This window comes from Heyndrickxia sp. FSL K6-6286 (assembly GCF_038630395.1).
Taxonomy (GTDB): Bacteria; Bacillota; Bacilli; order Bacillales; family Bacillaceae_C; genus Heyndrickxia; species Heyndrickxia oleronia.
This window is the reverse complement of sequence record NZ_CP152029.1, coordinates 5,039,124-5,066,117: the sequence shown is the minus strand read 5'-3', so window position 1 is coordinate 5,066,117 and position 26,994 is coordinate 5,039,124. Positions and strand designations below refer to the sequence as shown.

23 protein-coding genes are annotated in these 26,994 nt (G+C 35.9%); 16 read left to right on the top strand and 7 right to left on the bottom strand.

What is annotated here, in order from left to right; all coding sequences use genetic code 11:
* Positions 1–10: 10 nt before the first annotated feature.
* The 11 genes from MHI39_RS25385 (at position 11) to recQ (ending at position 13,254) form a co-directional block, all read left to right on the top strand.
* Complete coding sequence (locus MHI39_RS25385) at positions 11–1,378, top strand: sugar ABC transporter substrate-binding protein (RefSeq protein WP_058005734.1); 1,368 nt, start codon at positions 11–13, stop codon at positions 1,376–1,378.
* An 88-nt stretch (positions 1,379–1,466) separates the two neighbouring features.
* On the top strand, positions 1,467–2,390 hold the full coding sequence (locus tag MHI39_RS25380; RefSeq protein WP_078110345.1) for a sugar ABC transporter permease: 924 nt from the start codon (positions 1,467–1,469) through the stop codon (positions 2,388–2,390).
* A 164-nt stretch (positions 2,391–2,554) separates the two neighbouring features.
* Complete coding sequence (locus MHI39_RS25375) at positions 2,555–3,298, top strand: carbohydrate ABC transporter permease (protein ID WP_235813394.1); 744 nt, start codon at positions 2,555–2,557, stop codon at positions 3,296–3,298.
* An 11-nt stretch (positions 3,299–3,309) separates the two neighbouring features.
* Positions 3,310–4,410: a sn-glycerol-3-phosphate ABC transporter ATP-binding protein UgpC gene (gene ugpC, locus MHI39_RS25370; RefSeq protein ID WP_058005735.1), complete on the top strand. Its 1,101-nt coding sequence runs from the start codon at positions 3,310–3,312 to the stop codon at positions 4,408–4,410.
* Between the two features lie 26 nt (positions 4,411–4,436).
* A complete protein-coding gene (locus MHI39_RS25365) occupies positions 4,437–5,135 on the top strand; it encodes a DUF624 domain-containing protein (protein ID WP_260838993.1) in 699 nt (232 codons plus the stop codon).
* A gap of 22 nt (positions 5,136–5,157) precedes the next feature.
* A complete protein-coding gene (locus MHI39_RS25360; protein ID WP_058005737.1) occupies positions 5,158–6,306 on the top strand; it encodes a DUF1343 domain-containing protein in 1,149 nt (382 codons plus the stop codon).
* A gap of 31 nt (positions 6,307–6,337) precedes the next feature.
* The gene (locus MHI39_RS25355) at positions 6,338–7,285 is read left to right on the top strand and encodes a GNAT family N-acetyltransferase (protein WP_058005738.1); all 948 of its coding nucleotides are present in this window, start codon (positions 6,338–6,340) and stop codon (positions 7,283–7,285) included.
* 106 nt (positions 7,286–7,391) lie between these two features.
* Complete coding sequence (locus MHI39_RS25350; protein WP_058005739.1) at positions 7,392–8,267, top strand: MurR/RpiR family transcriptional regulator; 876 nt, start codon at positions 7,392–7,394, stop codon at positions 8,265–8,267.
* A gap of 213 nt (positions 8,268–8,480) precedes the next feature.
* Positions 8,481–9,671, top strand: coding sequence for a glycine C-acetyltransferase (locus MHI39_RS25345; protein ID WP_058005740.1), 1,191 nt, complete (start codon positions 8,481–8,483; stop codon positions 9,669–9,671).
* Between the two features lie 297 nt (positions 9,672–9,968).
* Positions 9,969–10,916: an L-threonine 3-dehydrogenase gene (locus tag MHI39_RS25340; protein WP_278891064.1), complete on the top strand. Its 948-nt coding sequence runs from the start codon at positions 9,969–9,971 to the stop codon at positions 10,914–10,916.
* 214 nt (positions 10,917–11,130) lie between these two features.
* The gene (recQ, locus tag MHI39_RS25335; RefSeq protein WP_180212316.1) at positions 11,131–13,254 is read left to right on the top strand and encodes a DNA helicase RecQ; all 2,124 of its coding nucleotides are present in this window, start codon (positions 11,131–11,133) and stop codon (positions 13,252–13,254) included.
* 54 nt (positions 13,255–13,308) lie between these two features.
* On the opposite strand, the gene MHI39_RS25330 is transcribed toward recQ, so the two are convergent.
* Positions 13,309–14,634: a short-chain fatty acid transporter gene (locus MHI39_RS25330; protein WP_180212350.1), complete on the bottom strand. Its 1,326-nt coding sequence runs from the start codon at positions 14,632–14,634 to the stop codon at positions 13,309–13,311.
* Positions 14,635–14,845: 211 nt separating this feature from the next.
* Between MHI39_RS25330 and MHI39_RS25325 the strand changes: the two genes are divergently transcribed.
* Entirely contained in the window at positions 14,846–15,712 is an 867-nt protein-coding gene (locus MHI39_RS25325) for a Cof-type HAD-IIB family hydrolase (RefSeq protein WP_058005744.1), read from the top strand.
* Between the two features lie 14 nt (positions 15,713–15,726).
* On the opposite strand, the gene MHI39_RS25320 is transcribed toward MHI39_RS25325, so the two are convergent.
* From MHI39_RS25320 to pdxK, 6 genes are all read right to left on the bottom strand, one after another.
* The gene (locus MHI39_RS25320; RefSeq protein WP_058005745.1) at positions 15,727–16,386 is read right to left on the bottom strand and encodes a TetR/AcrR family transcriptional regulator; all 660 of its coding nucleotides are present in this window, start codon (positions 16,384–16,386) and stop codon (positions 15,727–15,729) included.
* Positions 16,387–16,430: 44 nt separating this feature from the next.
* Positions 16,431–17,486 (bottom strand): ABC transporter permease, encoded by a 1,056-nt coding sequence (locus tag MHI39_RS25315; RefSeq protein WP_058005746.1) that lies wholly within the window; start codon positions 17,484–17,486, stop codon positions 16,431–16,433.
* Positions 17,464–18,204, bottom strand: a complete 741-nt coding sequence (locus MHI39_RS25310) for an ABC transporter ATP-binding protein (protein ID WP_058005747.1) — start codon at positions 18,202–18,204, stop codon at positions 17,464–17,466. Before MHI39_RS25310 ends, MHI39_RS25315 begins: the two co-directional genes overlap by 23 nt.
* Before the next feature lie 465 nt (positions 18,205–18,669).
* On the bottom strand, positions 18,670–19,353 hold the full coding sequence (bshB2, locus tag MHI39_RS25305) for a bacillithiol biosynthesis deacetylase BshB2 (protein WP_058005748.1): 684 nt from the start codon (positions 19,351–19,353) through the stop codon (positions 18,670–18,672).
* A 29-nt stretch (positions 19,354–19,382) separates the two neighbouring features.
* Positions 19,383–19,730: a YojF family protein gene (locus MHI39_RS25300; protein ID WP_058005749.1), complete on the bottom strand. Its 348-nt coding sequence runs from the start codon at positions 19,728–19,730 to the stop codon at positions 19,383–19,385.
* 141 nt (positions 19,731–19,871) lie between these two features.
* On the bottom strand, positions 19,872–20,687 hold the full coding sequence (gene pdxK / locus MHI39_RS25295) for a pyridoxine/pyridoxal/pyridoxamine kinase (protein WP_180212318.1): 816 nt from the start codon (positions 20,685–20,687) through the stop codon (positions 19,872–19,874).
* 1,008 nt (positions 20,688–21,695) lie between these two features.
* On the opposite strand from pdxK, the gene rsgA reads away from it, so the two are divergent.
* The 4 genes from rsgA (at position 21,696) to MHI39_RS25275 (ending at position 26,949) form a co-directional block, all read left to right on the top strand.
* Complete coding sequence (rsgA, locus tag MHI39_RS25290; RefSeq protein ID WP_342540435.1) at positions 21,696–22,754, top strand: ribosome small subunit-dependent GTPase A; 1,059 nt, start codon at positions 21,696–21,698, stop codon at positions 22,752–22,754.
* A gap of 361 nt (positions 22,755–23,115) precedes the next feature.
* Positions 23,116–23,787: a response regulator transcription factor gene (locus tag MHI39_RS25285; RefSeq protein WP_071977500.1), complete on the top strand. Its 672-nt coding sequence runs from the start codon at positions 23,116–23,118 to the stop codon at positions 23,785–23,787.
* The gene (locus MHI39_RS25280) at positions 23,784–25,145 is read left to right on the top strand and encodes a HAMP domain-containing sensor histidine kinase (RefSeq protein ID WP_342540434.1); all 1,362 of its coding nucleotides are present in this window, start codon (positions 23,784–23,786) and stop codon (positions 25,143–25,145) included. The genes MHI39_RS25285 and MHI39_RS25280 overlap by 4 nt, the downstream gene beginning before the upstream one ends.
* Positions 25,146–25,248: 103 nt before the next feature.
* A complete protein-coding gene (locus tag MHI39_RS25275) occupies positions 25,249–26,949 on the top strand; it encodes a methyl-accepting chemotaxis protein (protein WP_342540433.1) in 1,701 nt (566 codons plus the stop codon).
* The last annotated feature ends 45 nt before the right edge of the window (positions 26,950–26,994 follow it).

Here is a 26,994-nt window from a genome sequence, read left to right as displayed (position 1 = left end):
GGGAAAGTATATGAAAAAGCTACTGGTCTTATTTGTTTCATTGATACTAGTTGTTTCAATGGTTGGCTGTAGTAGTAAGGAATCAAGTGGGGAGTCAAAGGATGGGAAAGATGTAATCACAGTTTGGACGTTTCCACATTATCGAGAAAATAAGGAAACTGGCCAAAAGGGCTATGAGGACCATTTAAAGGAACTAATTGCTGATATTGAAAAAGATAACCCAGATATTAAAGTAAAATATGAAATTTTATCATGGGAAGAAGGAGATAAAAAGTTTGATATTGCTTTAAACTCAGGAAATCCTCCTGATATCTTCTTTTCTGTTATGCAGCCAAAGTATATAAAAACAGGTTTAGCGGTTCCATTAGATAAATATTTAACTCAGGAAGACTTAGATGACATAGAACCATTTGCTAAAAATAATTTCTCGAGTGATGGGAAGATTTGGGCTATTTCTCAATGGATTTCGATTCATACCTGGGGTGGAAATAAGAAGTTGCTAGAAGCTGCTGGAGCTGATGTAGCGAAAATTCAAAAAGATGGATGGACATGGCAGGAATTTTACGATATTTCAGAAAAAATTTCAAAAATGAAATCAAAAGATGGAAAGAAAGTTTATGGATTTGCTACTCAAGGTAAAAATGAAGAAACATTTACCCACTTAATGAGAAATAACGGTGTTGTAAAGTCTGTATCAGAAGATGGAAAATTCCATTGGAATGATGAAAAGGCTGTTGAAACGCTTAAATTCATGAAGAAGCTAATGGATACAGGGGTAATGCCAAAGGAAACTGCTGGTATTGATGAACAAAAGGTTATTGATATGTTTACTGCTGGTGAGGTTGGCATCTATGGTAGAACTGGTCCGTATCAAGTCCGCTTTAATGATAATCGAAATAAAGAAATTGATGCAGGAAAAACAAAAGGTGAAAAAATCGACTTTGTTTTACTTCCATTCCCACATAATGAAGGAGAAAAAGAAGTAGCTACCGGCGGTGGTGGCGGTATGTGGTTATTTAAGCAAAAGAAATATAAAGGAGATAAACATACTGATAATGCAGCGAAAGTATTGAAATATATTACTGGCACGAAGTCTAGTGTAACAGCTGCAACAATGTTTATTCCACCGGCAAGAAAATCTGGCCAAGAAATGTATAAGGATCTCTTACAATTAAATACTGATAACGGTCAATTTATTAAAAGAACATTGGATTACGTTGTTCCGGGTGCAAAATTAGAACCAGAACTTGCGCAAAAGCAAGACCAAATTCTGAATGATGGAATACGACCAAAATTCCAAGGATTTTTAGCTGGTGAACTAACACCTGAACAAGCCGTTAAGGAATGGTCAGAGGTTGCCAAAAATGTACTTAAGTAATAATTGCTAGGGCTGTCAAGATGGGGGGGCCTTCCCCCTAAAGATAGCCCTATCTATACTAATAGAATTAGAGTGAGGGGATGAATCTATGGCCTTTGCAGTAAGAGGGACTCCTAAAAAATGGTCATGGGAAAACTTTAAACAGTTTATGAAGGATTATGGCTGGTGTTATGCATTTATTGCGTTACCATTTCTTTTATTTCTTGTTTTTACTGTGTATCCATTAATAACGGCTTTTATCATGAGTTTTCAAGAATATGGAATCATGGAATCAAAATTTATCGGATTAGATAATTATAAGTATTTACTAGAAAATGATATATTCTGGAAATCAATGAAAAATACAGTTATCTATACAATAGGTACTGTACCGGTGAATATCATTATTACATTTTTCTTAGCTTTAATGATTTTTCCCCTTAATAAACGTTCTCAAACATTTTTTAAGGCTTCATTTTATCTTCCTGCAGTCACTTCGGGAATAACTATGTCATTAATTTGGTTATGGATGTTCGACCCTACTCAATCAGGATTAATGAATATTATTTTAGGTTGGTTTGGAATAGACCAACAAATGTGGCTTGCTAGTTCTAGTTCCGCATTATTCTCAATTATGTTAATGACATATATTGGAGGACATGGGAGTGGGGTTATCCTATATTTGGCAGCAATGGGTGGAATTCCGAGATCGCTTTATGAGGCTGCTGATATCGATGCTGCGAGCTGGTGGTCGAAATTAAAGAATATTACCTGGCCATTATTAAAACCAACCACACTTTATATGCTAATCACTGGTGTGATCGGCTCGTTCCAAGTATTTGAAGCTACATATGTGATGACCCAAGGGGGCCCTAACTTTGCCACGACAACCATTGCCTATTTAATTTATCAGCATGCCTTCCAATATTATCAATTTGGGTTAGCTTCTGCTGAGGCATTTATTTTAGGTTTTATTATTATCGTCATTTCGATCTTACAATTTAAATATATGTCTAGTGACGTAGAATACTAGGGGGAATTGATATGGAGCTTAAATCTGTAACTGATCCTCAATATCAAATTATACTTGATGAGAAAAGAGATTTAAGAAGAAAGACATTTAAACGGATAGGACTATCTGTTGTTTATATTATTTTAGGAATATGGGCGGTATTCACCTTCGTTCCTTTACTGTGGATGCTCAGTTCCTCCTTCAAGGATTCATCAGCAATTACAGCTGTCCCACCAGAATTAATACCTAAAAGGCCAACTTTAGATGCTTTTAAAAGAATTTTTGAAGTAGGTGGAATGGCGAGATGGTTTTTAAACAGTACGATTGTAGCGGGAGTAAGCACGATTATTAATGTATTTTTTGCTGCATTAGCTGGATATGCATTTTCGAAGCTTAAATTTCCGGGGAGAAACTCTATTTTTTGGATTTTGCTTTCATCGATGATGATTCCTGGACAAGTTACTCTTATTCCGCTTTATATTTTGGTTGTAAATACATTCCAACTGGAAAATACATTTGTCGGTTTAATTGTACCAGGAATGATTAGTGTGGGAAGTATTTTCTTAATGAAGCAATTCATGAGTTCACTTCCAAGTTCTCTTATTGATGCTGGAAGAATTGACGCATGTAGTGAATTCGGAATCTTTTGGAAAATTATTCTCCCGATGTCTAAGCCTGGCTTAGCAGTTCTAGGTATTTTTACTTTCGTTGGTCATTGGAATAATTTTTTCTGGCCGTTCCTAGTAACAAATACTAATAGTATGAGAACTTTACAAGTTGGTTTAACAAGTTTTCGATTTGAAAATTTGCAAGATTATGGAGCAATGATGGCAGGAGCCGTATGCAGTGCCATTCCTATGATTATAGTATTCCTTGCGTTGCAAAAGTATTTCTTAAAAGGTATCACTATTGGGGCTGTTAAAGGATAGGGGGAATTTCTATGGCAGAAGTAAAATTTATTAATGTGGTAAAAGAATTTGAGGATGAAAGAAAGGGGAAAGTTCGCGCAGTAAATGATGCGAATTTTACTGTTAAAGATAAAGAATTTCTTGTATTCGTTGGTCCATCTGGTTGTGGGAAAACTACTTCCTTACGAATGATAGCTGGATTGGAAAGGCAATCTAGTGGAGATATCTATATTGGAAATCGACTAGTGAATAAGGTTCATCCAAAGGATAGAGATATAGCGATGGTATTCCAGGATTATGCACTCTATCCGCATATGACAATAAAGGAAAACTTAGCCTTTGGATTAAAAAATTTAAAAACTCCTAAGGCTGAAATAGAGAAAAAAATCAATGAGGCAGCAGCTATTTTAAGCATCGAAAATTTATTAGATAGAAAACCACGTGAATTAAGTGGTGGACAAAAGCAGCGTATTGCTGTTGGAAGAGCCATTGTCCGTAATCCTAGTGTATTTTTATTTGATGAACCATTAAGTAATTTAGACGCTAAATTACGGGTACAAATGCGTGTAGAGCTTTCGGAATTACATAAAAGATTAGGGGCAACTGTTATATATGTAACACATGATCAAGTAGAAGCGATGACACTAGGTCAAAGAATAGTAGTCATGAATCAAGGAGAAATTCAACAAATTGCTGCACCTGAAGAATTATATGAGAATCCTAATAATATGTTTGTTGCAGGTTTTATTGGTTCACCCCCAATGAACTTTATAAAATGTAGATTAGATGGAAATAAATTAATTGCTGCTGATTGTACTTTCACAATACCTACAGAAAAGCTAGAAAAGTACAAAAAGTATCAAGGTAAAGAGGTGATCTTAGGGATTCGACCTGAGGATATTCTTTCTACTAATCTATTAAGTTATCAACCAGAGACAAATATTGTCCAACGAACATTAAAGGTGGTCGAGCATCTCGGAGCGGAATTGCTATTTTACTTTAGTGTTGGTGATGATCAGGTTACAGGCAGAGTAAGTGCGGATGCAAAGCTTACTGGTCTGACGAAAGTTGAACTATTCTTTAATCTCGAAAAGATGCATCTATTCGACCCAACTACACAAGTAAGAATTTAGGAAAATATTTTAATGGAAAAGGAACGGTGATCATTTATATGTTATCAATCAGCAAACTTCTGAAAAAAACAGGACATCAAATATTTTTAAATATCCTTACAGTGCTGGGGGTTAGTATATGTTGGTCTTTATTTATCGTTCCTGCCATTTTTCTACTCCCTATTCAATGGGCAATTGTCTTTCTTATCTTAACCTTTATTCCCTCGACAACTGCAGCATATGCAGTCATGCATCATGTATTAGAAGGCAAAAAGTATAAGTTCGGTATGTTTTTAAAGTCATTTCTACGTTATTACAGAAGAGCATTTCTATTAGGATTGGTTTATAGCTTAGCTGTTCTTATTCCATTATCTGAATGGTGGTATTACTTCACTATCAATCATAGTTATTTTATTTTTATCTTTAGTGTCTTTCAGACGTATTTATGCTTAACATTTCTTGCAACCCAGGTTTATGCGATTCCAATGTTAGTCCTTAAAGATTGTAAGATGTTAGCAGCTATGAATCAATCGATTAAAGAGTTTATGGGGCACACTTGGTACACCATTGGTCTTTTTATACAAATTTTATGCATTACCGTATTGATTAGTTTTACAGTTATAGGTTTCTTTTTACTCTTCATCGGAATGCTAGCCGTTTTTGTATTAAATGCAACAAGGAACTTGGAGCTTGATAAGAAAAAAGAAACGATTATAGAAAAAAGTAGAATTGAGCAAACGGTATGAAGTAAAAGGATGTGTTGATTATATGAAATTGGGTGTAACGGTATTTTTAGAGGATTATATCCAAAAGTTCCAAGGACAGAGGATAGGATTAGTGACAAATATGACTGGGGTGGATAGTTCTCTAATTCCAACTATTGATTTATTTTATGAGCATTCTGACATTCATTTAACCGCATTGTACGGTCCAGAGCATGGAATTAGAGGTGATATGAAAGAAGGAGAAAAAATAGAATCCTCTATTGATCCGTACACCAATCTGCCAGTATATAGCCTATATGGAGAGCATCGAAAGCCAAGTAAGGAAATGCTTGATCCTGTTGATGTAATTGTATTTGATTTGCAGGATATAGGTGCCAGGTATTATACCTATATCTATACAATGGCTTATGTAATGGAGGCATGTGCAGAGAATGGGAAGCATTTTGTTGTACTCGACAGACCGAATCCAATTTCAGGTATAGCGACAGAAGGAAATTTAGTAGAGGAAGATTTGCGATCATTTGTAGGTCTATATCCCATTCCAAATAGACATGGGATGACGGTAGGGGAGATTGCTCAACTCTATAAATATGAGTTTGGAATCAAGTGTGAACTAACTGTTATCCCTATGGAGGATTGGCATCGTGATATGTATTTTGATGAAACAGGTCTTTTTTGGGTACCGCCATCACCAAATTCAACTGGTATTGATATGAGTATTCTGTATCCAGGTACGTGCTTAATTGAGGGGACGAATTTATCGGAAGGAAGGGGTACGACGAAACCTTTTGAATATATTGGTGCTCCTTTTATTGAGGGTTATCGTCTAGCGAAAGCTTTCAATGAGAGAAACATACCTGGAATACTAGCGCGGCCAGTTTCCTTTATGCCTACGTATCAAAAGTATAAGAACGAGATTTGTGAGGGCGTGCAGTTACATATTGTCGATCGTTACCAACTGCATTCCCTATCTGCTGGCTTGACCTTACTTGAAATAATCGCCCAACTGCACCCTAATGAATTTGAGTTTAAGCAGGACAAAGAGAAAAATAGGTATTTTTTTGATTTAATTGCGGGAACTAGAAAGGTAAGAAATCACATATTACAAGGTACAATACAGGACTTTGTGGATAATTGTCGTAAAGATCTTGAGGATTTTAATAAGAGGAAACAAGCGTATTTACTATATTAGTAGTGGTCTTTTTTGTTAAGGAGGACATATCATGATTAGCTACAATGATTATCGACCAGGCGACGAAAAGTCAATTGTACAACTTTGGAACAAGTGTTTAGTCACAGACCCGATTAATCAAATTAGATTTAGAAATTTAGTTTTATTAGATGCTAATTTTGATCCTGAAGGGTTAAAACTTGCTTTTGATCAGAACCAACTGGTTGGTTCTGCTTATGCAGTTCGGAGAATATTACCTATGCATGGTACTGACTTGGAACAAGACAATGGGTGGATCACCTTCTTTTTCGTCCATCCATCATATCGACATTCAGGAATTGGCAGGAAATTATTGGAGGATGCTATATTATTTTTGAAAACGAAAGGGAGAAGAAATGTATTCTTCTCCTCCTATGCACCAAACTATATATTACCTGGAATTGATGAAAGCGAATACCCTAATGCATATAAGCTTTTACAAAGTTTAGGATTTGAGACATTATATTCGCCTGTAGCTATGGATAGAAATTTAGTTGGTTATGAGAAACCTCAGGATGTGAATACATTAAAAAGTCTAAGGGAATCGGAAGGATATGTTTTTTCTACAGCTGAAGATAAAGATTTATTTGAAGTCATTCAGTTTGCAAATGAGAAATTTAATCCTGATTGGGGAAGAGCAATTCGTGAGGGAATATTGCAAGGTCTTCCATTAAATCGAATATTAGTTGCTAGGCATGAGAAAAAGATAGTTGGATTCTGTATCTATGGAGGATATGAAGGGGTAGCCGATCGATTTGGCCCCTTTGGAGTTGATCCTGAACAGCAAGGTAAGGGATTGGGGAAGGTTCTCTTGCATGAATGTTTAACCCTAATGCGCTCTGAGGGACTACATGGAGCATGGTTTTTATGGACCGGAGAGAAAAGTTCGGCGGGTTATTTATATCGAAAAACAGGATTTGAAATTACCCGAAAATTTCATGTGATGAAGAAAACTCTTTAAAATTTATTTTAATAAGATCTTAAATAGCTATTTATATTGACATATATATCTTAAAATAGATATAAAATGACATAGTAAATAGAATGTTCGAAAGAGATGATGGTATATGACAGTTACAACTGGAGGTTTAGCGATGCTTTCGGAAATGCTTTCAAAGCTACCTCCGTCCGAAAGGAAAATTGCTTCTTATATATTAGAAAACCCTCAAGAATCGATCACGATGACTGCGAGTGAATTAGGGAAAAATAGTCTAACAAGTAGTGCAGCTGTTATTAGACTATGTAAATCCCTAGATTTAAAAGGTTTTCAGGATTTGAAGTTACGAATTGCTGGCGATTTACAAAAAACGGGTGAGAATGGTTTCAGAGATATTGAACCAAATGAATCGAAGTTTAATATTATTGAGAAAATGACAAGTAATAGTATTCAAACGATTAAAGAAACAGCAGAGCTGCTTAGTATTGATGAACTATCAAAGGCTGTAGAGGATCTGCAAAAAGCAAATAATATACACTTCTTTGGTGTAGGTGCATCTAGTATTATTGCTCAAGATGCTCAACAGAAATTTTTGCGGATAAACAAAAATGCCACTGCATTTTCTGATATTCATATGGCAGCGACCTTGGTGGCGAACTGCCAAGAAAATGATGTAGTGTTTGGTATTTCGTTTTCTGGAAAAACATTTGAGGTTGCAAAGCTACTTGAATTGGCCAATAAGCAGGGGGCTAAAACCATTAGTTTAACAAAATACGGAACGTCCATTGTAGGTGATCAGGCGAAAATTAGATTATATACCTCCGCTACACGAGAACCCACTTTCAGGAGCGGGGCAACCTCATCACGAATTGCGCAATTGCATGTGATTGATATTCTTTTTATGTGTGTAGCATCACAGGCGTATGATGAAACGGTTACGTATTTAGATGAAACAAGAGATGCAATCAATTTTTTGCGAGAAAAAATAAAAATTAAATTAAAGTAAAGGAGCAAAAGGATTAGAATTTCGTTTCTAATCCTTTTTATTATGGAATACTAAATGAAAGGTAAAATAGTTAATAAAAAATGTCCTCTACATATAAACATTTTTTTGTATATGTGATAAAATGCTGCTATAAGAGGATTTATAATTGAATATTGTCTTTTTCTGGAGGACATGTGTTTGTAAAACGTTTACATAAAAATGGAGGGATTGAATATGTCAAGTAACGCATTAGATCGCTTTTTAAATGAAAATCTCGAGGATTTAAGAGACAAAGGGCTTTACAATGAAATTGATGTTGTCGAAAGTGCAAATGGCCCAGTAATTAAAATTAAGGGAAAAGAACTTATCAATCTTTCATCCAATAACTACTTAGGATTAGCTACTGATAACCGCTTAAAAGAAGTAGCCGTTGAAGCGATTAAAGATTGGGGTGTAGGGGCAGGAGCCGTTCGTACAATCAATGGAACCTTAGACTTGCATATTCAATTAGAAAAAAAATTAGCAGAATTTAAAGGAACGGAAGCTGCTATTGCTTATCAATCTGGTTTTAATTGTAATATGGCTGCAATTTCTGCTGTTATGGATAAAAATGATGCGATTTTATCTGATGAACTAAACCACGCTTCGATTATTGACGGCTGCCGTTTGTCTAAGGCAAAAATTATTCGCGTGAACCATTCAGATATGGATGACCTTAGAAAAAAAGCCAAGGAAGCGAAGGAATCTGGTTTATATAATAAAATCATGGTCATTACTGATGGTGTATTTTCGATGGACGGGGATATTGCGAATCTTCCAGGGATTATTGAAATCGCAGAAGAATTTGATTTAATTACCTATGTCGATGATGCTCATGGTTCAGGTGTGACTGGAAAAGGTGCAGGTACGGTAAAACAGTTTGGCCTTGCCGATAAAATTGATTTTCAAATTGGAACACTTTCTAAGGCAATTGGTGTTGTTGGTGGCTATGTTGCAGGTAAGAAAAATCTTATCGATTGGTTAAAAGTACGTTCTCGTCCATTTTTGTTTTCAACGGCGGTTACTCCTGCAGATGCTGTAGCAGCTACGAAGGCGATTGAAATTCTAATGAGTTCAACTGAATTAAATGATCGTCTATGGGAAAACGGAAATTACTTGAAAAAAGGATTAAAACAACTTGGATTTAATATAGGGGACAGTGAAACACCAATTACTCCATGCATTATAGGAGATGAAAAAGCAACACAAACATTCAGTAAACGTCTGATTGAAGAAGGGGTATATGCGAAATCAATCGTATTCCCAACTGTTCCAAAAGGTACTGGACGTGTACGGAATATGCCGACTGCTGCACATACGAAAGAAATGCTAGATAAGGCAATTTCGATTTATGAAAAGGTTGGAAAGGAAATGGGTCTAATTTAAGTGTATTAATTTCTATAAATGAGCTGTTTTTTGAAAAGGGTGTTATCGTCTAGTTTGTTGTTTCTGTAAAAGCCAAACAACCGGCTTTTACACCTAATATAGGATTCAGCGGTCTAATGAAGTTTGCGGCTCTTTTCTCTGTGAAATAAAAGGTGTGGCCCTCTTCAACCGATAGTTATTATTTAAAGCTTTACTTTAATAGCAACAATGACTGAGAAAAAAGCCTTTGAAAAACATTAGAAAACAGCTCACAGGATTTATCAACTAGAATGGGCAGCATTTACAGGAGGAATTCGTGTGAAAAAGATACTTGTGACCGGTTCATTAGGACAAATCGGCAGTGAGTTAGTAACAAAAATGAGAGGTATATATGGTTCAGACCATGTCATTGCTACAGATATAAGGGATAATGGCAGTGAGGTTGTAACATCAGGTCCCTTTGAAATACTTGATGTAACAGATGGAGCAAAGATGTATGAACTAGCAAAGAAATATGAAGTGGATACGATTGTCCATTTAGCCGCTCTCTTATCAGCAACTGCAGAAAAGAAGCCATTATTAGCATGGAATTTAAATATGGGTGGTTTGGTGAATGCACTCGAAACAGCTAGAGAACTAAATTGTCAGTTTTTCACTCCAAGCTCTATTGGTGCCTTTGGTCCAACTACACCAAAGGATCAAACACCACAGGATACCATTCAACGACCAACGACCATGTATGGAGTAAATAAGGTTTCAGGCGAACTTCTATGTGATTACTACTATACTAAATTTGGGGTGGATACAAGAGGTGTACGTTTTCCTGGGCTAATCTCTTATGTAGCGGAACCAGGCGGCGGAACAACTGACTATGCCGTTGAAATCTATTATGAGGCGATCAAAAATCAGAGTTATACTTCTTATATTGATAAAGGTACATACATGGACATGATGTATATGCCGGATGCCTTACAAGCGATTATTGATTTAATGGAAGCAGATCCAAGTAAATTAAAACATAGAAATGCCTTTAATATTACGGCAATGAGCTTTGTTCCGGAGGAAATCGCTACAGAAATTAAAAAGCATATACCTCATTTTGAAATGAGCTATCAAGTAGATCCTGCAAGACAAGCAATTGCAGATAGTTGGCCAAATTCCATAGATGCATCAGCTGCTAAGGAAGAATGGGGTTTTAAAGCGGATTATAATCTTGAAAAAATGACTATAGATATGTTAGACAAGCTAAAAATCAAATTAAAATAGGCGGGGACGGTGAAAACCGTTCTCTTCTTTTTTCACCGTTTAGCATGTATCTTACATACATTCCGAATCGCTTTTTATGCTAAAATAGTAGAAAGTCCTAAAGATAATGTTCCTTTATAGCCTATCAACATTACCGCAAATCTCTACTTCGTTTTTTATACCTCTAATAAATATTCCAATAAAAATAAAGTAATGATGAAAAGGAGGTTTTATTTTGCTTAATCATGCGAAGGAAATTCTTCAGACCTATTATGGATATGATGAATTTCGAAATGGACAAAGTACAATTATCGAACAGGTACTTTCAGGGAAAGATACTGTTGCAATCATGCCCACCGGCGGAGGAAAGTCAATTTGCTATCAGGTTCCAGCTCTCATGTTACCAGGAATTACGATTGTTATTTCTCCGCTAATTTCATTGATGAAGGATCAGGTAGATGCATTAAATAATGCGGGTATACCAGCAACATTTATTAATAGTTCGATTAGTGGAAGTGAAATGTATGAACGGATACAGGCGATTGAAGCAGGTAAGTATAAATTACTGTACTTGGCTCCTGAAAGGTTAGAAGCACCTTCCTTTGTTGAATTAATCAAGAAAATGAATGTGTCATTAATAGCTATAGATGAAGCACATTGTATTTCTCAGTGGGGTCATGATTTCCGTCCTAGCTATCTCTCAATTAAAAAGTTTATTAATGGGATTCAACCAAAGCCTGTTATTTTGGCTTTAACGGCTACAGCAACACCAAATGTTAAGGAGGATATTTGTGAGTTACTCGATATCCCTTTAAATCATGTCGTTCTTACAGGTTTTGGGAGAGAGAATTTACTATTTAAAGTTGTTAAGGGACAGGATCGTGATGTTTTTATCGAGGAGTATATTAGGAAAAACAGCGGACAAGCTGGGATCATCTATGCTGCGACTAGAAAAGAGGTAGAACGAATCTATCTTCAACTAAAGAAAAAGGGAATATCTATTGGTAAATATCATGCTGGAATGACGGAAAACCAGCGGAATGAATATCAAGAACAATTTCTTTACGATAATATAAGTATCATGGTTGCAACAAGTGCATTTGGTATGGGAATCAATAAATCGAATGTACGATATGTGATCCATTATCATATTCCGAGAAATATGGAAGCTTACTATCAGGAGGCAGGGCGTGCTGGTCGTGACGGGGTAGAGAGTGAATGCATATTAATGTTTGCTCCTCAAGATGTTCATATTCAAAAGTTTCTAATTGATCAGTCTGAAATGGAAGGGGAACGCAAGGAATATGAGTATGCAAAGCTTCGGAAGATGGTTAGTTACTGTCATACGGAATCATGTTTTCAACAATATATCTTAGATTATTTTGGTGAGGAAAATGCAGGGGAATGTCAAAAATGTGGCAACTGTACAGATGATCGATCCCAAGTGGATATAACGAAGGAAGCACAGATGGTATTATCCTGTATAAAAAGAATGAATGAAAAATTTGGCAAAACCTTTGTTACGAAAGTCCTTACAGGATCAGCAGACAAAAAGATTATTAGCTTTGGTTTTAACCAATTAACCACTTATGGAATTATGAGAGATCGAACTCAAAAAGATGTGAATGAGTTGATTGATTATTTAACAGCAGAAGGTTATTTACGCCCAACTGATGGTCAGTATCCTGTTCTAATGCTAACTAACTTAGCCGTTGATGTTCTTCGTGGGGAGATAAAGGTACTAAGAAAAGAAAAAATAAAGGTGAAACAAATAATTGAGGATAATCAACTATTTGAGCAATTGAGAATGCTGCGGAGGGAAATTGCTGAACAAGAGAAGGTACCTCCATATATTATTTTTTCAGACCAAGCATTAAAAGAAATGAGTGCAAAATTACCTACAACTCCAAGTTCATTATTACAAATAAAGGGTGTAGGAGAAAGAAAGCTTGAGATGTATGGGGAATCTGTCCTTTCAACCATTCTTTCCTATTGTGAACAAAATCATATTGATTTAGGACAAAATCATAGTTCTGTCAATAGTAATGAATTGAAGCCACAGGAAGAAAAGGAAAAGAGTCATCATGCTACCTATTCTTTCCTTAAGAAGGGAATGTCGCTAGAGCAAATTGCTGCCCAAAGACAAATGACTGAAAGAACGATTGAAGGGCATGTAATGAAATGTGCAGATGAAGGATTGTCCATTGATTGGGAACAATTTATTCCTACACAGTTTGAACCGCTAATTGCAGAGGCAGTGAAAGAAGCTAACTCAGAAAGGTTAACTCCTATTAAAGAATTATTACCAGACGAAATTAGCTTTTTTATGATTAGAGCTTATTTACAAAAGAGTAAATGAATAAAAAGTGGATGTCTGAATGAAATTTTCCTCAGACATCACTTTTTTTAGCATTTATAAAAATAACATTCCTAAACTAATAATCACTCCACTTACGATTAGAATAATGACACAGAACCCCATAATATCCTTTGCTTTTAATCCAGCAATAGCAAGTGCTGGCAATGCCCAGAATGGTTGAATCATATTGGTCCATGCATCCCCCCATGCAATCGCCATTGCTGTTTTAGACAATGAAGCTCCCATTGATTGAGCAGCATCCAACATAATAGGGGCTTGAACCGCCCATTGTCCTCCTCCAGAAGGAACAAAGAAATTTACCAAACCACCACTAAGAAAAGCAAAGCAATAGAATGTAAAATCATTGGAAATGGATACAAATGCTTCTGACATAACTGCTGCAAGACCAGAAGCTGTCATCATTCCCATTATCCCTGCATAAAAAGGAAATTGAATGATGATTCCAGCTGCTCCTTTAACCGCGTTTGCAACGGCATCCAAAAAGCGCTTTGGTGTCCAATGACAGAGTATCCCTAGAAATAAAAAAGTAAAGTTAACAATATTTAAATTTAATTGAAATCCATGGGTAATAATGTAATAACTAATGAAGATTAAACCTAAAATTCCTATAATAAGAGAAACAATAAAACTATTTTCTAATCTAGTAGCCGGAGTTATGCTATCTTTCTCAATAGAAGCTGCATGCATACTTGTTGCATCATCAAGAATGGCTGGGTCAACGGTAATCGTTTTGTCTTTAGACGGCATCATAAAGCGATTTAATAATGGTAGAATAATAAAAAGGGCAAGAACAATAGCGATATTATACGTAGAAAAAATAGTTTCACTTGTAGATATAATCCCCATTTGGCTTTCAAAAGGATGTTTGTCCGTTGCGATTGATAATGGTATCGATCCAGAAATACCACCATGCCACACAAGGAAACCAGAGTAAGCGCTTGCAATTAAGAGGCGATAATCTACATCTTTAACTCTTTTAGCTAGCTCTTTAGCAAATAGTGCTCCAATGACTAAACCAAATCCCCAATTAATCCAACTGGCAATGATTGAGACGACGGTGACAATAATAATAGCTGACCCCGGTGATTTTGCAGTGGTTGCTAGCCCACCTAATATTTTATTAAATAATGGACTACTTGCTAAAACATGGCCAGTTACAAGGACCAAAACCATTTGCATTGAAAAATCGAGCAATTCCCAAAAACCCTCTCCCCAAAATTGTACCATCTCAATCGGGGAACTACCTGTAAAAATGAGTCCTAAAATAAACACGACAAAGGTTAGTAGGACAACAAATAAATAGGGATCAGGTAAATAGCGTTGCATAATATGATTGGAAAAGTTAATGATTCCCTTCAATCTAGTCATTCCTCCCTTTGATAAAATAAGATCTAGTTAGGTATTTATGAGTCACCTCACTCGAAATGATATTTTTATATTTTCTAAATATTCTACCCAATATGTGGGATTTCCTTCTTAATTCCATGCAAATCATTTATTTGAATGGAATTGTAAGCAATGATACAATATGGAAATACATGAGAATTCGGATAGAAAGGAAGATATCTTTATGATCCGATGTATTGCATCCGACATGGATGGTACACTATTAAATTCAAATCAAGAAATTAGCCAGCTCAATCGTGAAGCTATTTCATATGCTAAACAACAAGGGATTGAAGTGGTCATTGCTACTGGTCGATCCTATGAGGAAGCCCATTATATATTAGAGGAATCAGGCATTAAATGCCCTATTATTGCAGTTAATGGTGCTGAAATCAGAAATGAACATGGGGAAATTACGCAAACAGCTGGGATTGATGGAGAGGTTGCCCAAGAGATTGGGAAGGCTCTTAATCAAATAGGCATCTATTTCGAAATATATACAAATAAAGGGAAGTTTACAGAGGATTATGAACGAAGTATAAGTGTAATCGTGGATATATACAAAACGGCGAATCCGGAAAAAGATATAAACGAAATTCGTTCAACTGTTGAGGAACACTTTGCTGGAGGCTTCATCCAATCGATTCAGGACTATGGAGTGATATTCTCTGACCCTGAATATATCATTTATAAAATTATTGTTTTTTCAAAGGATCATGAGCTTCTAGAAAAAGCGAGTGAATCATTAAAACGAATCGAAAAGATTAAAGTAACATCTTCGGCACAAGATAACCTGGAAATTAATGATATTCATGCACAGAAAGGGATAGCACTCGAAGCATTTGTAAAAGAAAAAGGGATTACCTTAGAGGAAACGATGGCAATGGGAGATAACTTTAACGATTTATCTATGCTGCAAAAGGTGGGACATCCTGTTGCAATGGGGAATGCTGAGCAGGAAATAAAAAACATCATTCCAAATCATACGACATCGAACAATGAAGATGGAGTGGGCAGGGCTATATATCAAGCATTGAATGTGTTGAAATAAAGAGGAGGAGTGTACTAACACTCCTCTTGCTTGACCGACAAACCATGTAAAATAAACTGAATCGTTCTTTCAACTTCTAGTTCATCATCCCAGTCTGCTTCGGGAAACATTAAATATCGTCCGATCACAAATCCGAGGATAGATGATGCAATCAATCTAATGGCCGATGGTGGCGGTAACTGTATCATTTCTCCTTTCTTTTGATAGGCATCCACAATAACTTTCAAACGCTCATATACTTTATTCATGACATGTTCTTTAAATTGTCCTCGTAATTCAGCATGGAAAGGGATTTCCTGTATGAGGATCTTTATGGATGGCAAATGTTTTTTTGCATATTCCATTCTGTTAATGATGACCGCTCTTAGAAAGTCTTCCAGGCTTTGATGTTCAGATAATAGGACCTTGTTAAAATCACGAATAAAAAGTGGTGCCATAAATTTAGCCATTGTTGGTGCAATAATCGATAGCAATAAATCTTTTTTTGTCTTATAATGGCGAAAAATTGTTCCCTCCGCTACGCCGGCTTTTTTGGCAATTTCACTAGTTGAAGTACCCGAATATCCTTTTTCAGAAAAAATTTCAACCGCAGCTTCAAGAATTTTCTTTTGTTTTTCTGTCATGTTTTCTTGGTTTTCAAAAAGCATTTCAAAAATATCCTCTTTTTCAGGCATGAAACCACTCCGATCTATTCGATCATGTCGAAAATACTCATCCTTTATATTTTACGATACTTTTTTAAAGCAAACACGTTTAAAACGACAAAGAGAAGAGCAAATCCAAAAAGTATTAATAAATCTGTACGTATATCACTAAAGCCCTTTCCCATATACATAATACTTCGTAAAGCATCTCCACCGTAATACATAGGCATAATTTTTGCGACTGCTTGGAGCCAATTAGCCATTCCTTCAACCGGTAAAATTCCTGCGAAAAATACTTGTGGAATAACAATAACAGGAATAAATTGCATCATTTGAAACTCTGTATTGGCAAATGCAGATAGTAAAGTCCCTAATGATAATGCAACAAGGGCTAACAATAAATTTATCAGCAGTACATTCCAGATAGAGCCTATCAGTGTTATATCTAAAATTTTTGTTGCATACAACACAATAATAACGGTCTGAATAATAGCAAAGATGCCATATCCAAATAAATAACCGAGGACAATTTCACTTCGTTTGATAGGTGTTGCCACTAATCTTTCTAACGTACCTGTTGTTCGCTCCCTTAAAAGGGCAATTCCGGAAATAAGGAAAACGAAGAAAAAGACAAAGAATCCAACGAGAATGGGACTTAGTACATCAAAAAAGCTCGTATTTTTATTTCCATATACATAAGAAATATTTATATCCGGGCTCTGTAACGAAGCATTAGATACTTCATTTGCCTGCTTCATCTTCATTTCTAAAGTAAATAGTTGTTGAATTTTCATTTGTAATGCTTTGGCTGATGATGGGTCTGCGTTTTTTAACAGCAAGGTAGCATGATTATGGTCCATTTGAATCATGCCATCTAAATCCTCATTGATTAGTGTCTTCTCATTTAGTGATGTATATTTTTTTATTTGGATGTCATTCTTTTTAAGCTGTTGGATGAAAGAAGGATCCATGTTTGTTACACCAATTGTCATTTTTTTAGTTGAATCATTAGTAAATAGAAAGTGAACAAGTGTAAGAATGATGAGAGGTGCAATCATCATTAATGCTAATGTACGCTTATCTCGTATCATTTGCCGGCAGATCCTTTTAATTAATGCTGATATTTTCATTTCTTCTCCCCCCAGCCTTTAAAAATACTGCCTCTATTTGATTTACTTTGTACATCTTCATTAATTCTGAAGGTGAGCCAGTGGCAAGGATCTCTCCATCTCGAACCATTGCTAGACAATCACATTTTTCCGCCTCGTCCATGACATGTGTGGTGACGAGAATGGTCTTTCCAGCTTTTTTTAAATTGGCTAGCTCATTCCATATCGAGAGTCTTAGCTCTGGATCAATTCCAACTGTCGGTTCATCCAGAATGAGTATTTCAGGGTTATGAACTAAAGCGATAGCAAGAGATAGTCTCCGTTTCATACCTCCGGAATAAGCTCCCACTTTTTTGGAGAGATGAGATGTAAGGTCTACTAATCTAGCTGCATAGGCAATTCGTTGCTTTAATTCTGCCTTTTTTAATTTAAACAAAGAAGCAAAGAAAACCATGTTTTCCTCTCCTGTTAGTTCAGGATAAAGTGCATCAGATTGAGCCATATAGCCAATCCTTTGTAGAATATTAAGATTAGGCATTGTCGTATTTAATACATGAACAGTACCTGTTGATGTAGAGTCCATGCCAACAATAATTTTTATTAATGTAGTCTTCCCAGAGCCTGAAGGGCCGATTAGGCCATAGATTTGCCCGGAATGGATGGATAAATCAATCTTGGATAAGACATTCTTTTTTCCAAAGCTCTTGCTTACCTGATTAATCTGAATGACAGGATCCATTAAAAATACCCCCTAATTATAAAATGAGTGATTACTCACTTTAAATCATAAAGGGAGTCTATGTCTGGTGTCAATCAAAAAATGAGTGATTACTCACTTTGGTTTAGAACGAAAGACAAATAATCATAAATAAGGGGGAGAAATGTATCATGCGGGAATGGACAAATGATCTGAAAAAAAGAGAGATGCCCTCCATCAATGAGATGAAAGACAAATGCCTTAGGGGAAATAAAAGAAGTGTCCGCCAGATAGAATATATCAAACTAACCCTATTAAACAAAGCTTATACTCCCAATAAAGGATTCTAGCGGTTCTTATGGAAATTGCAGTGTTTTTCAGTAAAATGATAGGTGTAGCAATCCTCAGTCGATATTTAAATTGTTATAACTTTACTTAAATAGCAAAAATGTTTGAGAAAAGAGCCTAAACAAAAAAGCCACCCTTTAGGGTAGCCTGCTGTATAGATTATTTCACTTGATCATTTTCCCATTGGTAGTTCCAAAATCTTTCGTATTGTAGCCATGCGAGGGTTTCGGGATCTTTTTGCTTTAATTTTTCCTCACGATCAGCAATCATCCAACCAGTTTGTGAGATATGTGCTTTCATGGCACCGATTTTTTGATCAGTTACCGCACTTACATCATTGATGACATCCGGAGCACCGATTTCTTCTTCGTGGTTATTAGAAAACGCAACACAATGGAGCTTTGGTCGTTGTTCAACAGGTAGACGTCTCACGGCACGGACAACAGCTCTTCCTGTTGCTTCGTGATCTGGATGGACGGAATAACCTGGGTAAAAGGTGATAATAAGTGAAGGATTTAATTCTTCGATGAGACCTGTTACCATTTTTGTTAGTTTTTCATCATCCTCAAATTCAACTGTTTTATCTCTGTAACCCATCATTCTTAAATCTTGAATTCCCATGACTTCTGCTGCTTTTTGAAGTTCCTTTTTTCGAATATTAGGCAATGACTCTCTTGTTGCAAATGGAGGATTCCCAAGATTTCTCCCCATTTCTCCAAGGGTTAAGCATGCATAAGTAACTGGTGTTCCATTATTGACATGCGTGGAAATGGTGCCTGATACACCAAAGGCTTCATCATCGGGATGTGGGAATATAACTAGAACTTGACGTTCTTTTTCCATAAAAAAAACTCCTTTCAACTTTTTGTCTCTTATTCAAATGGTGTTTCACTAAGTTCTAGTGCAACTGCAAGTTTCCCATCATATCCATGGCCGGCCAGAAGCAAACGTCCTAGGTCATCTACTTCAAAATGGGTTAAGCCTTCTGCATAAATCCAGCCGATTGCAAGCTTCAATCCTACACGGTAAGGACCATCTCCAATAATCTTCCCATGTTCATAACTTACTTGGGCATTTCTTATATATGCTCCAGCGGAAAAAAAGGATTCATTAAAATGAGACGCATAGGCCCCATTAGTTGTTTCTAAATGTATATAGACTGTCTTACCTGATAACTCATTGATTTTTTCTTGCACAGCGGAGATTTGTATAGGCTCCATTTAAGAACCCTCCTTTTATAAAAATATTATCTACAAATCAATATAAATAAAGTATGTGATTATTTTACTAAAAATAGAAGGGGAAAGCGAAAAGATTGCTTTATAGAAAAAAAGGAGTGGGTCTCCACTCCTCTTTAAAGATTATTTATTTGCCACAAAACGTGTGTATGCCCCATGCATTACAGGTCCAACATATTGATTTAGTTTAAATCCATGTTCTATAGCAGCTGCTACAAATTTTTTCGCTAGGTTAACTGCTTCTTTTACAGAGCTTCCTTTTGCAAGCTCTGCAGTAATAGCTGCAGCAAATGTACAACCTGCCCCATGATTATATGTTGTATCTATTTTTTCATTTTCAAGTAAGGTAAATTCTGAACCATCATAGAATAAGTCAATAGCTTTATCATGATCTAGTTGTTTACCACCTTTAATAACTACATTTTTTGCCCCAAGATCATGAATTTTTACAGCTGCTGTCTTCATCTCATCGATAGTTTTAATTGGACCCGTTTTTGCAAGTTGTCCAGCCTCGAATAGATTTGGTGTAACAATCATTGCGCGTGGTACTAATAATTCCCGCATAGCATCTGTATTTTCAGGCTGTAAAACCTCATCTTCACCTTTACATACCATAACAGGATCAATGACAACCTGAGTTAGTTTATGCTCATCAATTTTACGGGCAGCTAACTCGATAATATCTACTGAACCGAGCATACCTGTTTTCATTGCATCAATTCCGACAGATAGAATCGTTTCTAATTGTGGTTCAACCGTTTTTACATCAATTGGGAATACATTATGATGCCAGTCATTATTTGGATCCATGGCAACAATGGATGTTAAGGCAGTCATCCCATAGACACCTAGTTCCTGGAATGTTTTTAAATCTGCTTGAATTCCTGCTCCACCACTTGAATCAGATCCTGCTAGAGTTAAAGTTTTTTTCATTGTCATGACTACTTCCTCCTCAATCAACGCGATAGATGAATTTTGATGAAAGGCTCTTTTCTTAAACTTTTGCTATTTAGTAAAAATATTCTTACTATCGATTTTTTTACGGTTGTTTTCTGTCTTCCTTTTTAGAATACAGAAAAGAGCTCGTAGCCTTAATTATAGGCTATAATCTATAGGCGAAAAGCAATAGGCTAAATCCTTTGGTGATTTGAACAATCCATGCGAAAACAGCCTTCCGAAATGAGTTCTATTTTAGAATAAACTAATAATTACATGATGACAAATGGATTTAACTGATAAAAGAAAAAAAGGGCGATTTTACAGTCCATATACATAAAAAACTCTTTTCAAAAATATTGTTGCTATATGTAAATAGGGTTTTATCAAAAATCGATCGGTTAAAGGCAGCTACATCTTCTATTTCATAGAGAAATGAAAAACAACTGAATCCTTTACTGGGTTAAAAGCAAGCAGTTGGACATTTATAAAACCAAAAAACTATACGAAAACTGCTTAAAAAAAAGACTTTCTGTAAAGAATTTGTCGGCACAATACCTCATTATAGTATGGTAATCTCTAAAAAAGATCCATCTTTTGAGGTGAGCATTATGACAAATATTTATCAGAAAGCCTTTAAAAAAAGGGGGGATCATCGTCTTTCATTAGTATGGTCAGATTCTATGAATCTATACATTAAAATTTGAATAAAATCAATTTTTTGAAAAAAATATTTACAATTCACAGTTATTGGTATACAATAAGTTCAATTAATACCAAAAAAAATTCCTGGAGGTGCATATATGATGAAAAATACATTAATTGCAGTTACATTCAATTTCATAATGCAGTCCATGGGAAATGATGATATTTAGTATTTTTCTGTTTTTACCATTAATGAATTTCTCTATATTCATGTATTGAACTAAAGACCATGGACTGCGACAAATCAGTTCATGGTTTTATTTTATTTAAAAATAATCATTACATTGAAAATGGAGGAAATTCAATTTGAATTTACAAACATTAGGCTGGAATCAATATTTTGAGGAAGCATTTAAAGAGTATAAAGAACAAGGTTATGAAGTGGGAAGAGTTATTTTAGAGCATAAAAGAATCTATCGTGTGTTAACAGAGAAGGGAGAACTGCTTGCAGAAGTTTCAGGGAAGATGCGTTTTCAGGCCTTGGAGCGACAAGACTATCCTGCAATAGGAGATTGGGTTGTGCTCACGCCTAGGTATGAAGAAAACAAGGCAACTATTCATGATATTTTGCCTAGAAAAAGCAAATTTTCTAGAAAAGTTGCCGGTATGACAACAGAGGAACAGATAGTTGCAACAAATGTGGACACAATTTTTCTTGTAAATGCATTGAATGCAGATTTTAATATTCGCAGGATTGAACGGTATGTATTAACTGCATGGGAAAGCGGAGCAAACCCAGTTATCATTTTAAGCAAGTCCGATTTATGTGAGGATATCGAGGAAAAGATTGCGCAGGTTGAATCTGTAGCATTTGGTGTTCCTATTCATGCAATTAGTGCCGAGCAGAATATAGGGATGGATCAGCTTGCTCCATATGTATATGAAGGTCAGACAATTGCTTTACTAGGTTCCTCGGGCGTTGGGAAATCAACCCTTACGAATGCATTATTAGGTAGTACGAAGCAAGAGGTGCAAACTGTGCGCGAAGGTGATGATCGTGGGCGTCATACAACAACCCATCGCGAATTAGTTATTTTAGATAAAGGCGGTATACTAATTGATACGCCAGGGATGCGTGAATTACAGCTTTGGGAAGCTGATGAAGGCTTTAGTCAGAGTTTTTCCGATGTGGAGGCGTTGGCTGAGAATTGTCGCTTTAGAGATTGCTCTCATATGAAAGAACCAGGCTGTGCTATACAAGAAGCGATTGATGATGGGACTTTAGAAAGAGATAGATATAATAGCTATGTTAAATTTCAAAAAGAGCTTGCCTTTCTAGAAAGGAAGGAAAATAAGCGAGCAGCACTTTTAGAAAAGGCGAAGTGGAAAAAGATTACAAGTACTCAAAAAAAGAGTAAGAGATAAGAAAAGCGGAAAGCCCCTTGTTCTAGTACTAGCAAGCAATTATTCTCTTTTAAAAGGAAGTTAGCTTTTTGACCTATGCTGATTTCGTCCAATAAAGAATTCAGCGGTTCTTATAGGGGGGCAGCACTTTTCCCAATGAAATGAAAGGTGTAGCGTACTTCAACCGCTATTTAATTAAAACTTCTATTAATTAGAACAAAGTATGAGAAAGAGCTTTGCCCTAAAAGGGCTAGGAGCTGGACATTTAATTCGATAGTTTTTTATCTGTTAAAATGGGGACCTCTAGATTAGGTCCCCTTTAAAAATTTCAAAACTAATAATATACTAATTCCAGATATAGTTAATTAAGGTGGAATGCGAAATGGTACAGATTTTATACATAGAGGATGATCATGAAATTGGCAAATGGGTCACAGAAGAATTACATGATAGAGGTTATAAAGTGAAATGGCTTCAAACAGGTGAAGGCTCTTTGGGATATATACAGGAAGCGGATATTGTTGTATTAGATGTTATGCTCCCTGGCTTAGATGGCTTTACTGTAGGAAAACGTTTGAAAAAGGAAGCACCAAATGTACCAATCATGATGTTATCTGCACGGACTTCTGTGGAGGATAAGCTACAAGGTTTAGAGTTCTCTGATGACTATTTAACGAAACCGTTCCATCCAGATGAGCTTGTGGCTAGAATCGAAGTGTTATTAAGAAGGTTTCAGAAGCAGAAAAGGGAATCGTTTATTATCCAGCATTTAGAAATTATTCCATCCGAAAACAGGATTATTGATCAGCGAACAGGAGATGAAATTCTCCTTACTGGAAAGCAATATCATATCTTTCATTACTTTTTAAAGCATCCAAATCAAATATTAACGAAAGAACAAATTTATGAAGGTGTATGGGAAGAGCCTTATATTGATGGAGATAAAACATTAATGGTCCATATTCGCTATCTACGTGAAAAAGTTGAACAAGATCCTGCAAATCCCAAAATTATTGAAACGATCAGAGGAATCGGCTATCGGGTGAGGCAATGAAGCTTAGACATTCAATCCTTGGGAAATTCCTCCTTATCATTATGATTGCCGTATTATTTATTCCTATTGTCATTCCGGTTACTTCAGCCATTTTCTATATTCCCATTTTGACACGGGATCAAGGAGATACAGATGATTATTATAACGGTGTTGATTTAGAGAAGATGTGGCACAAAGAAGCAGCCTTATTGGGCGAAGCCGATGCCAGAGAGATCAATAATAAGCTTATTGAAATAAAAGAAAAATACCCAGATGCTACACTATTTTGGGTGAATAATGAGGGGAAAATGCAAAAACAATTACCAGTAAAAGAAGGGATTCCACAAATTTGGAGCTCTTCCTTTACGGTTGATTTTATGAAGAAAAGCTATGATAGTGATCCTTTTACGACGGTTGCTTTTATCGGAGGGAATAGGCAAAAAGGATTTATGGTTATGCAAATGCCCCGTAACAGAATGAATGCACCAATTGACGAACTAAGAAGTCGTTATGATTTTCTTTATAGTGTAGGGTTGCTTGGCTTATTTGTTATCTTTATTCTTCTTTCCTGGTTATTTGTTTATAAGCTACGAAAACGTCTCCTTTATTTGCAAAATGCTATGGCAGAGAAAGGTCCCCATGGAATTCCGGAGCCAGTTTCTGTAGGGAAAAAGGATGAAATTGGTCAGTTAGAGCATGCCTTTAATCGAATGATTGGCCAATTAAAGGAAGGAAGGGAACGAGAACAAGAAGAGGAAATGCTACGTCGTCAATTAATTGCAAATCTATCACATGATTTGCGGACGCCTCTTACTACTCTACGTGGTCATGTATATTCATTAAAAAAGGATCAACTGAGTGATCAGGGAAAAGAGTCCATCGAGATGATCGATCGAAAAATCACTTATATTGGACAATTGCTGGACAATCTTCTTTCCTACACACTATTATCTTCGGGTAAATACCCTTATTATCCACAAAAGGTAGATGTATTAAGAAATACTCGCCTAATTGTAGCTTCTTGGTATCCTGTATTTGAAAAAGAAGGTTTCAATGTAAATATTGATCTACCAGAGAAAAAGATTGAATGGACAATCGATCCAGGGTGGTTTGAACGCATTATTGATAATTTATTTCAGAATATCATTCGTCATACAAAAGAGGGAAGATATGTTGGAATTTCTGGATTCGAAAATGATGGACAATTTACGTTAATGTTAGAGGATCATGGGCAGGGATTAAACAAAGAATCAACGGATAAAGGAGCAGGAATCGGGCTTTCCATTGTTTCAATGATGTTAAAAGAAATGGATCTAACCTGGGAGATTGATTCAAATCGTCAAGGTACAAGAATAATGATAACAAATGTGAAAAAATAAGGAGTGTGATCACTCCTTATTTTTTTAACCACTAGAAAATTAATAAATTTTGTCGAAATAAAGAATGAAGATGACAAATATGTTGAAGTGGAGAAATGAACGAATGAAATGGAATGTACAAAGAAAGATTTTATCTGGATTTATTAGTGTTTTAATTTTATTACTTGTTTTAGCAGGAATTAGTTATAGTCAGCTTTTAACTGTCAATAAAACATATAGCAACTTGTTAGATGAACAAGTTGAAAAGGTTTCAATGGCAAAAGAATTAGATTTGCTCTTTCAACGTCAAAGTGCAAGTATTCGTGGTTATATTATTACGAATAATTCTGATTACTACAATCAATATCAAGAAGCTAGATCTCTTTATTTAAATACATCGAAAAAAATTAAAAAGCTTATTGCTAGTTCAAAGGGTAAGCAGCTTTATGAACAAATCGATTCGCTAGATAATCAATATTTTGATGCTGTTGATCTTGAAGTGAAATTATTTAAGGAGCACAATCAGGCAGAGCTTAATAAATTTATTACCAATGATTTGAAAGGTATAAGCGAAAATTTTACCGCTAGTGTGGATGCTCTAGTAGATCATCAGCAAAAACAATTAGATGAGACTCATGATCAAGTTAGGGAAAAAGTTAATAACATTAAAGTATTTATTATTGTTATTACTATATTTGCACTCCTAGTTGGTATTGTTATTGCGCTAGTAATAGGGAGAATGATTTCGAGACCAATCAAAAAAGTATCCGGAATTATGAAATTAGTATCAGAGGGCGATTTAAGGATTGATCCAGTAAAGGTTAGGTCTGAGGATGAAATTGGGGAGTTAGCCCGTTCATTTAATCAGATGGTAGAGGATCTCGCATTGGTAGTAAGACAAGTAACTGACTCTAGTATGCAGGTGGCTTCTAGTTCAGAGCAACTTACAGCAAGTGCACAGCAAAGCGCTAGTGCAGCAGAGCAAGTAACTCGTGTAATAACAGAAAATGCGAATGGAACGGAAAAGCAGCTAGAAACATTTTATGAAGTCAATGGTGCAGTAAATGAAATGGCAGAAGGAATGAACCAAATTGCACGAGCTAGTGAGGAAATGCTACATTCATCAGAAGAAACTAGTACACTTTCAGAACAAGGTGTTGCATCGATAACGAAGGTAGTAGCTCAAATGAATGAGATTCATACAACGGTTGAAGAAGCAACTAATATGATTCATTCTTTAGGAAGACATTCAGAGGATATTAGAAAGATCACTGAAATAATTACTGGTATTGCTAACCAAACAAACTTACTTGCTCTTAATGCAGCAATTGAAGCAGCAAGAGCCGGAGAGCATGGAAAAGGATTTGCTGTTGTAGCAGATGAAGTAAGAATATTAGCAGAAGAATCGCGTAAGTCATCTGATCAAATTTCAGCTATGATTGAACAAATCCAAGCGGAAACGAAAAAAACAGTTATATCAATGGAAGCAGGAAATAATAAGGTGGAGCAAGGACTTGCTTTTTCCAATGAGGCAAATGAATCCTTTTTCAAAATATCCCAATCAATTTCCACTGTGGCAAATAGGGCGGAACACGTGTCGTCGTCTGTTGAAAATATACAAAGTATAACATTAAAAGTAGCTAAGGCGATGGAGGGTGCTAAAAAGATATCTGAACAGGTAGCAAATGGTAGCCAAGAAAATGCAAGTGCATCTGAAGAACAGCTAGCAACGATGGAAGAAATCGCTAGCTCTGCAGAAAGTCTATCTCACTTAGCAGAGGAATTACAGATGGTCATTTCAAAATTTAAACTAACGCAACAATGAAACAAATGAAAAGGAGTCGCTAATAAGTCGACTTCTTTTTTTGTT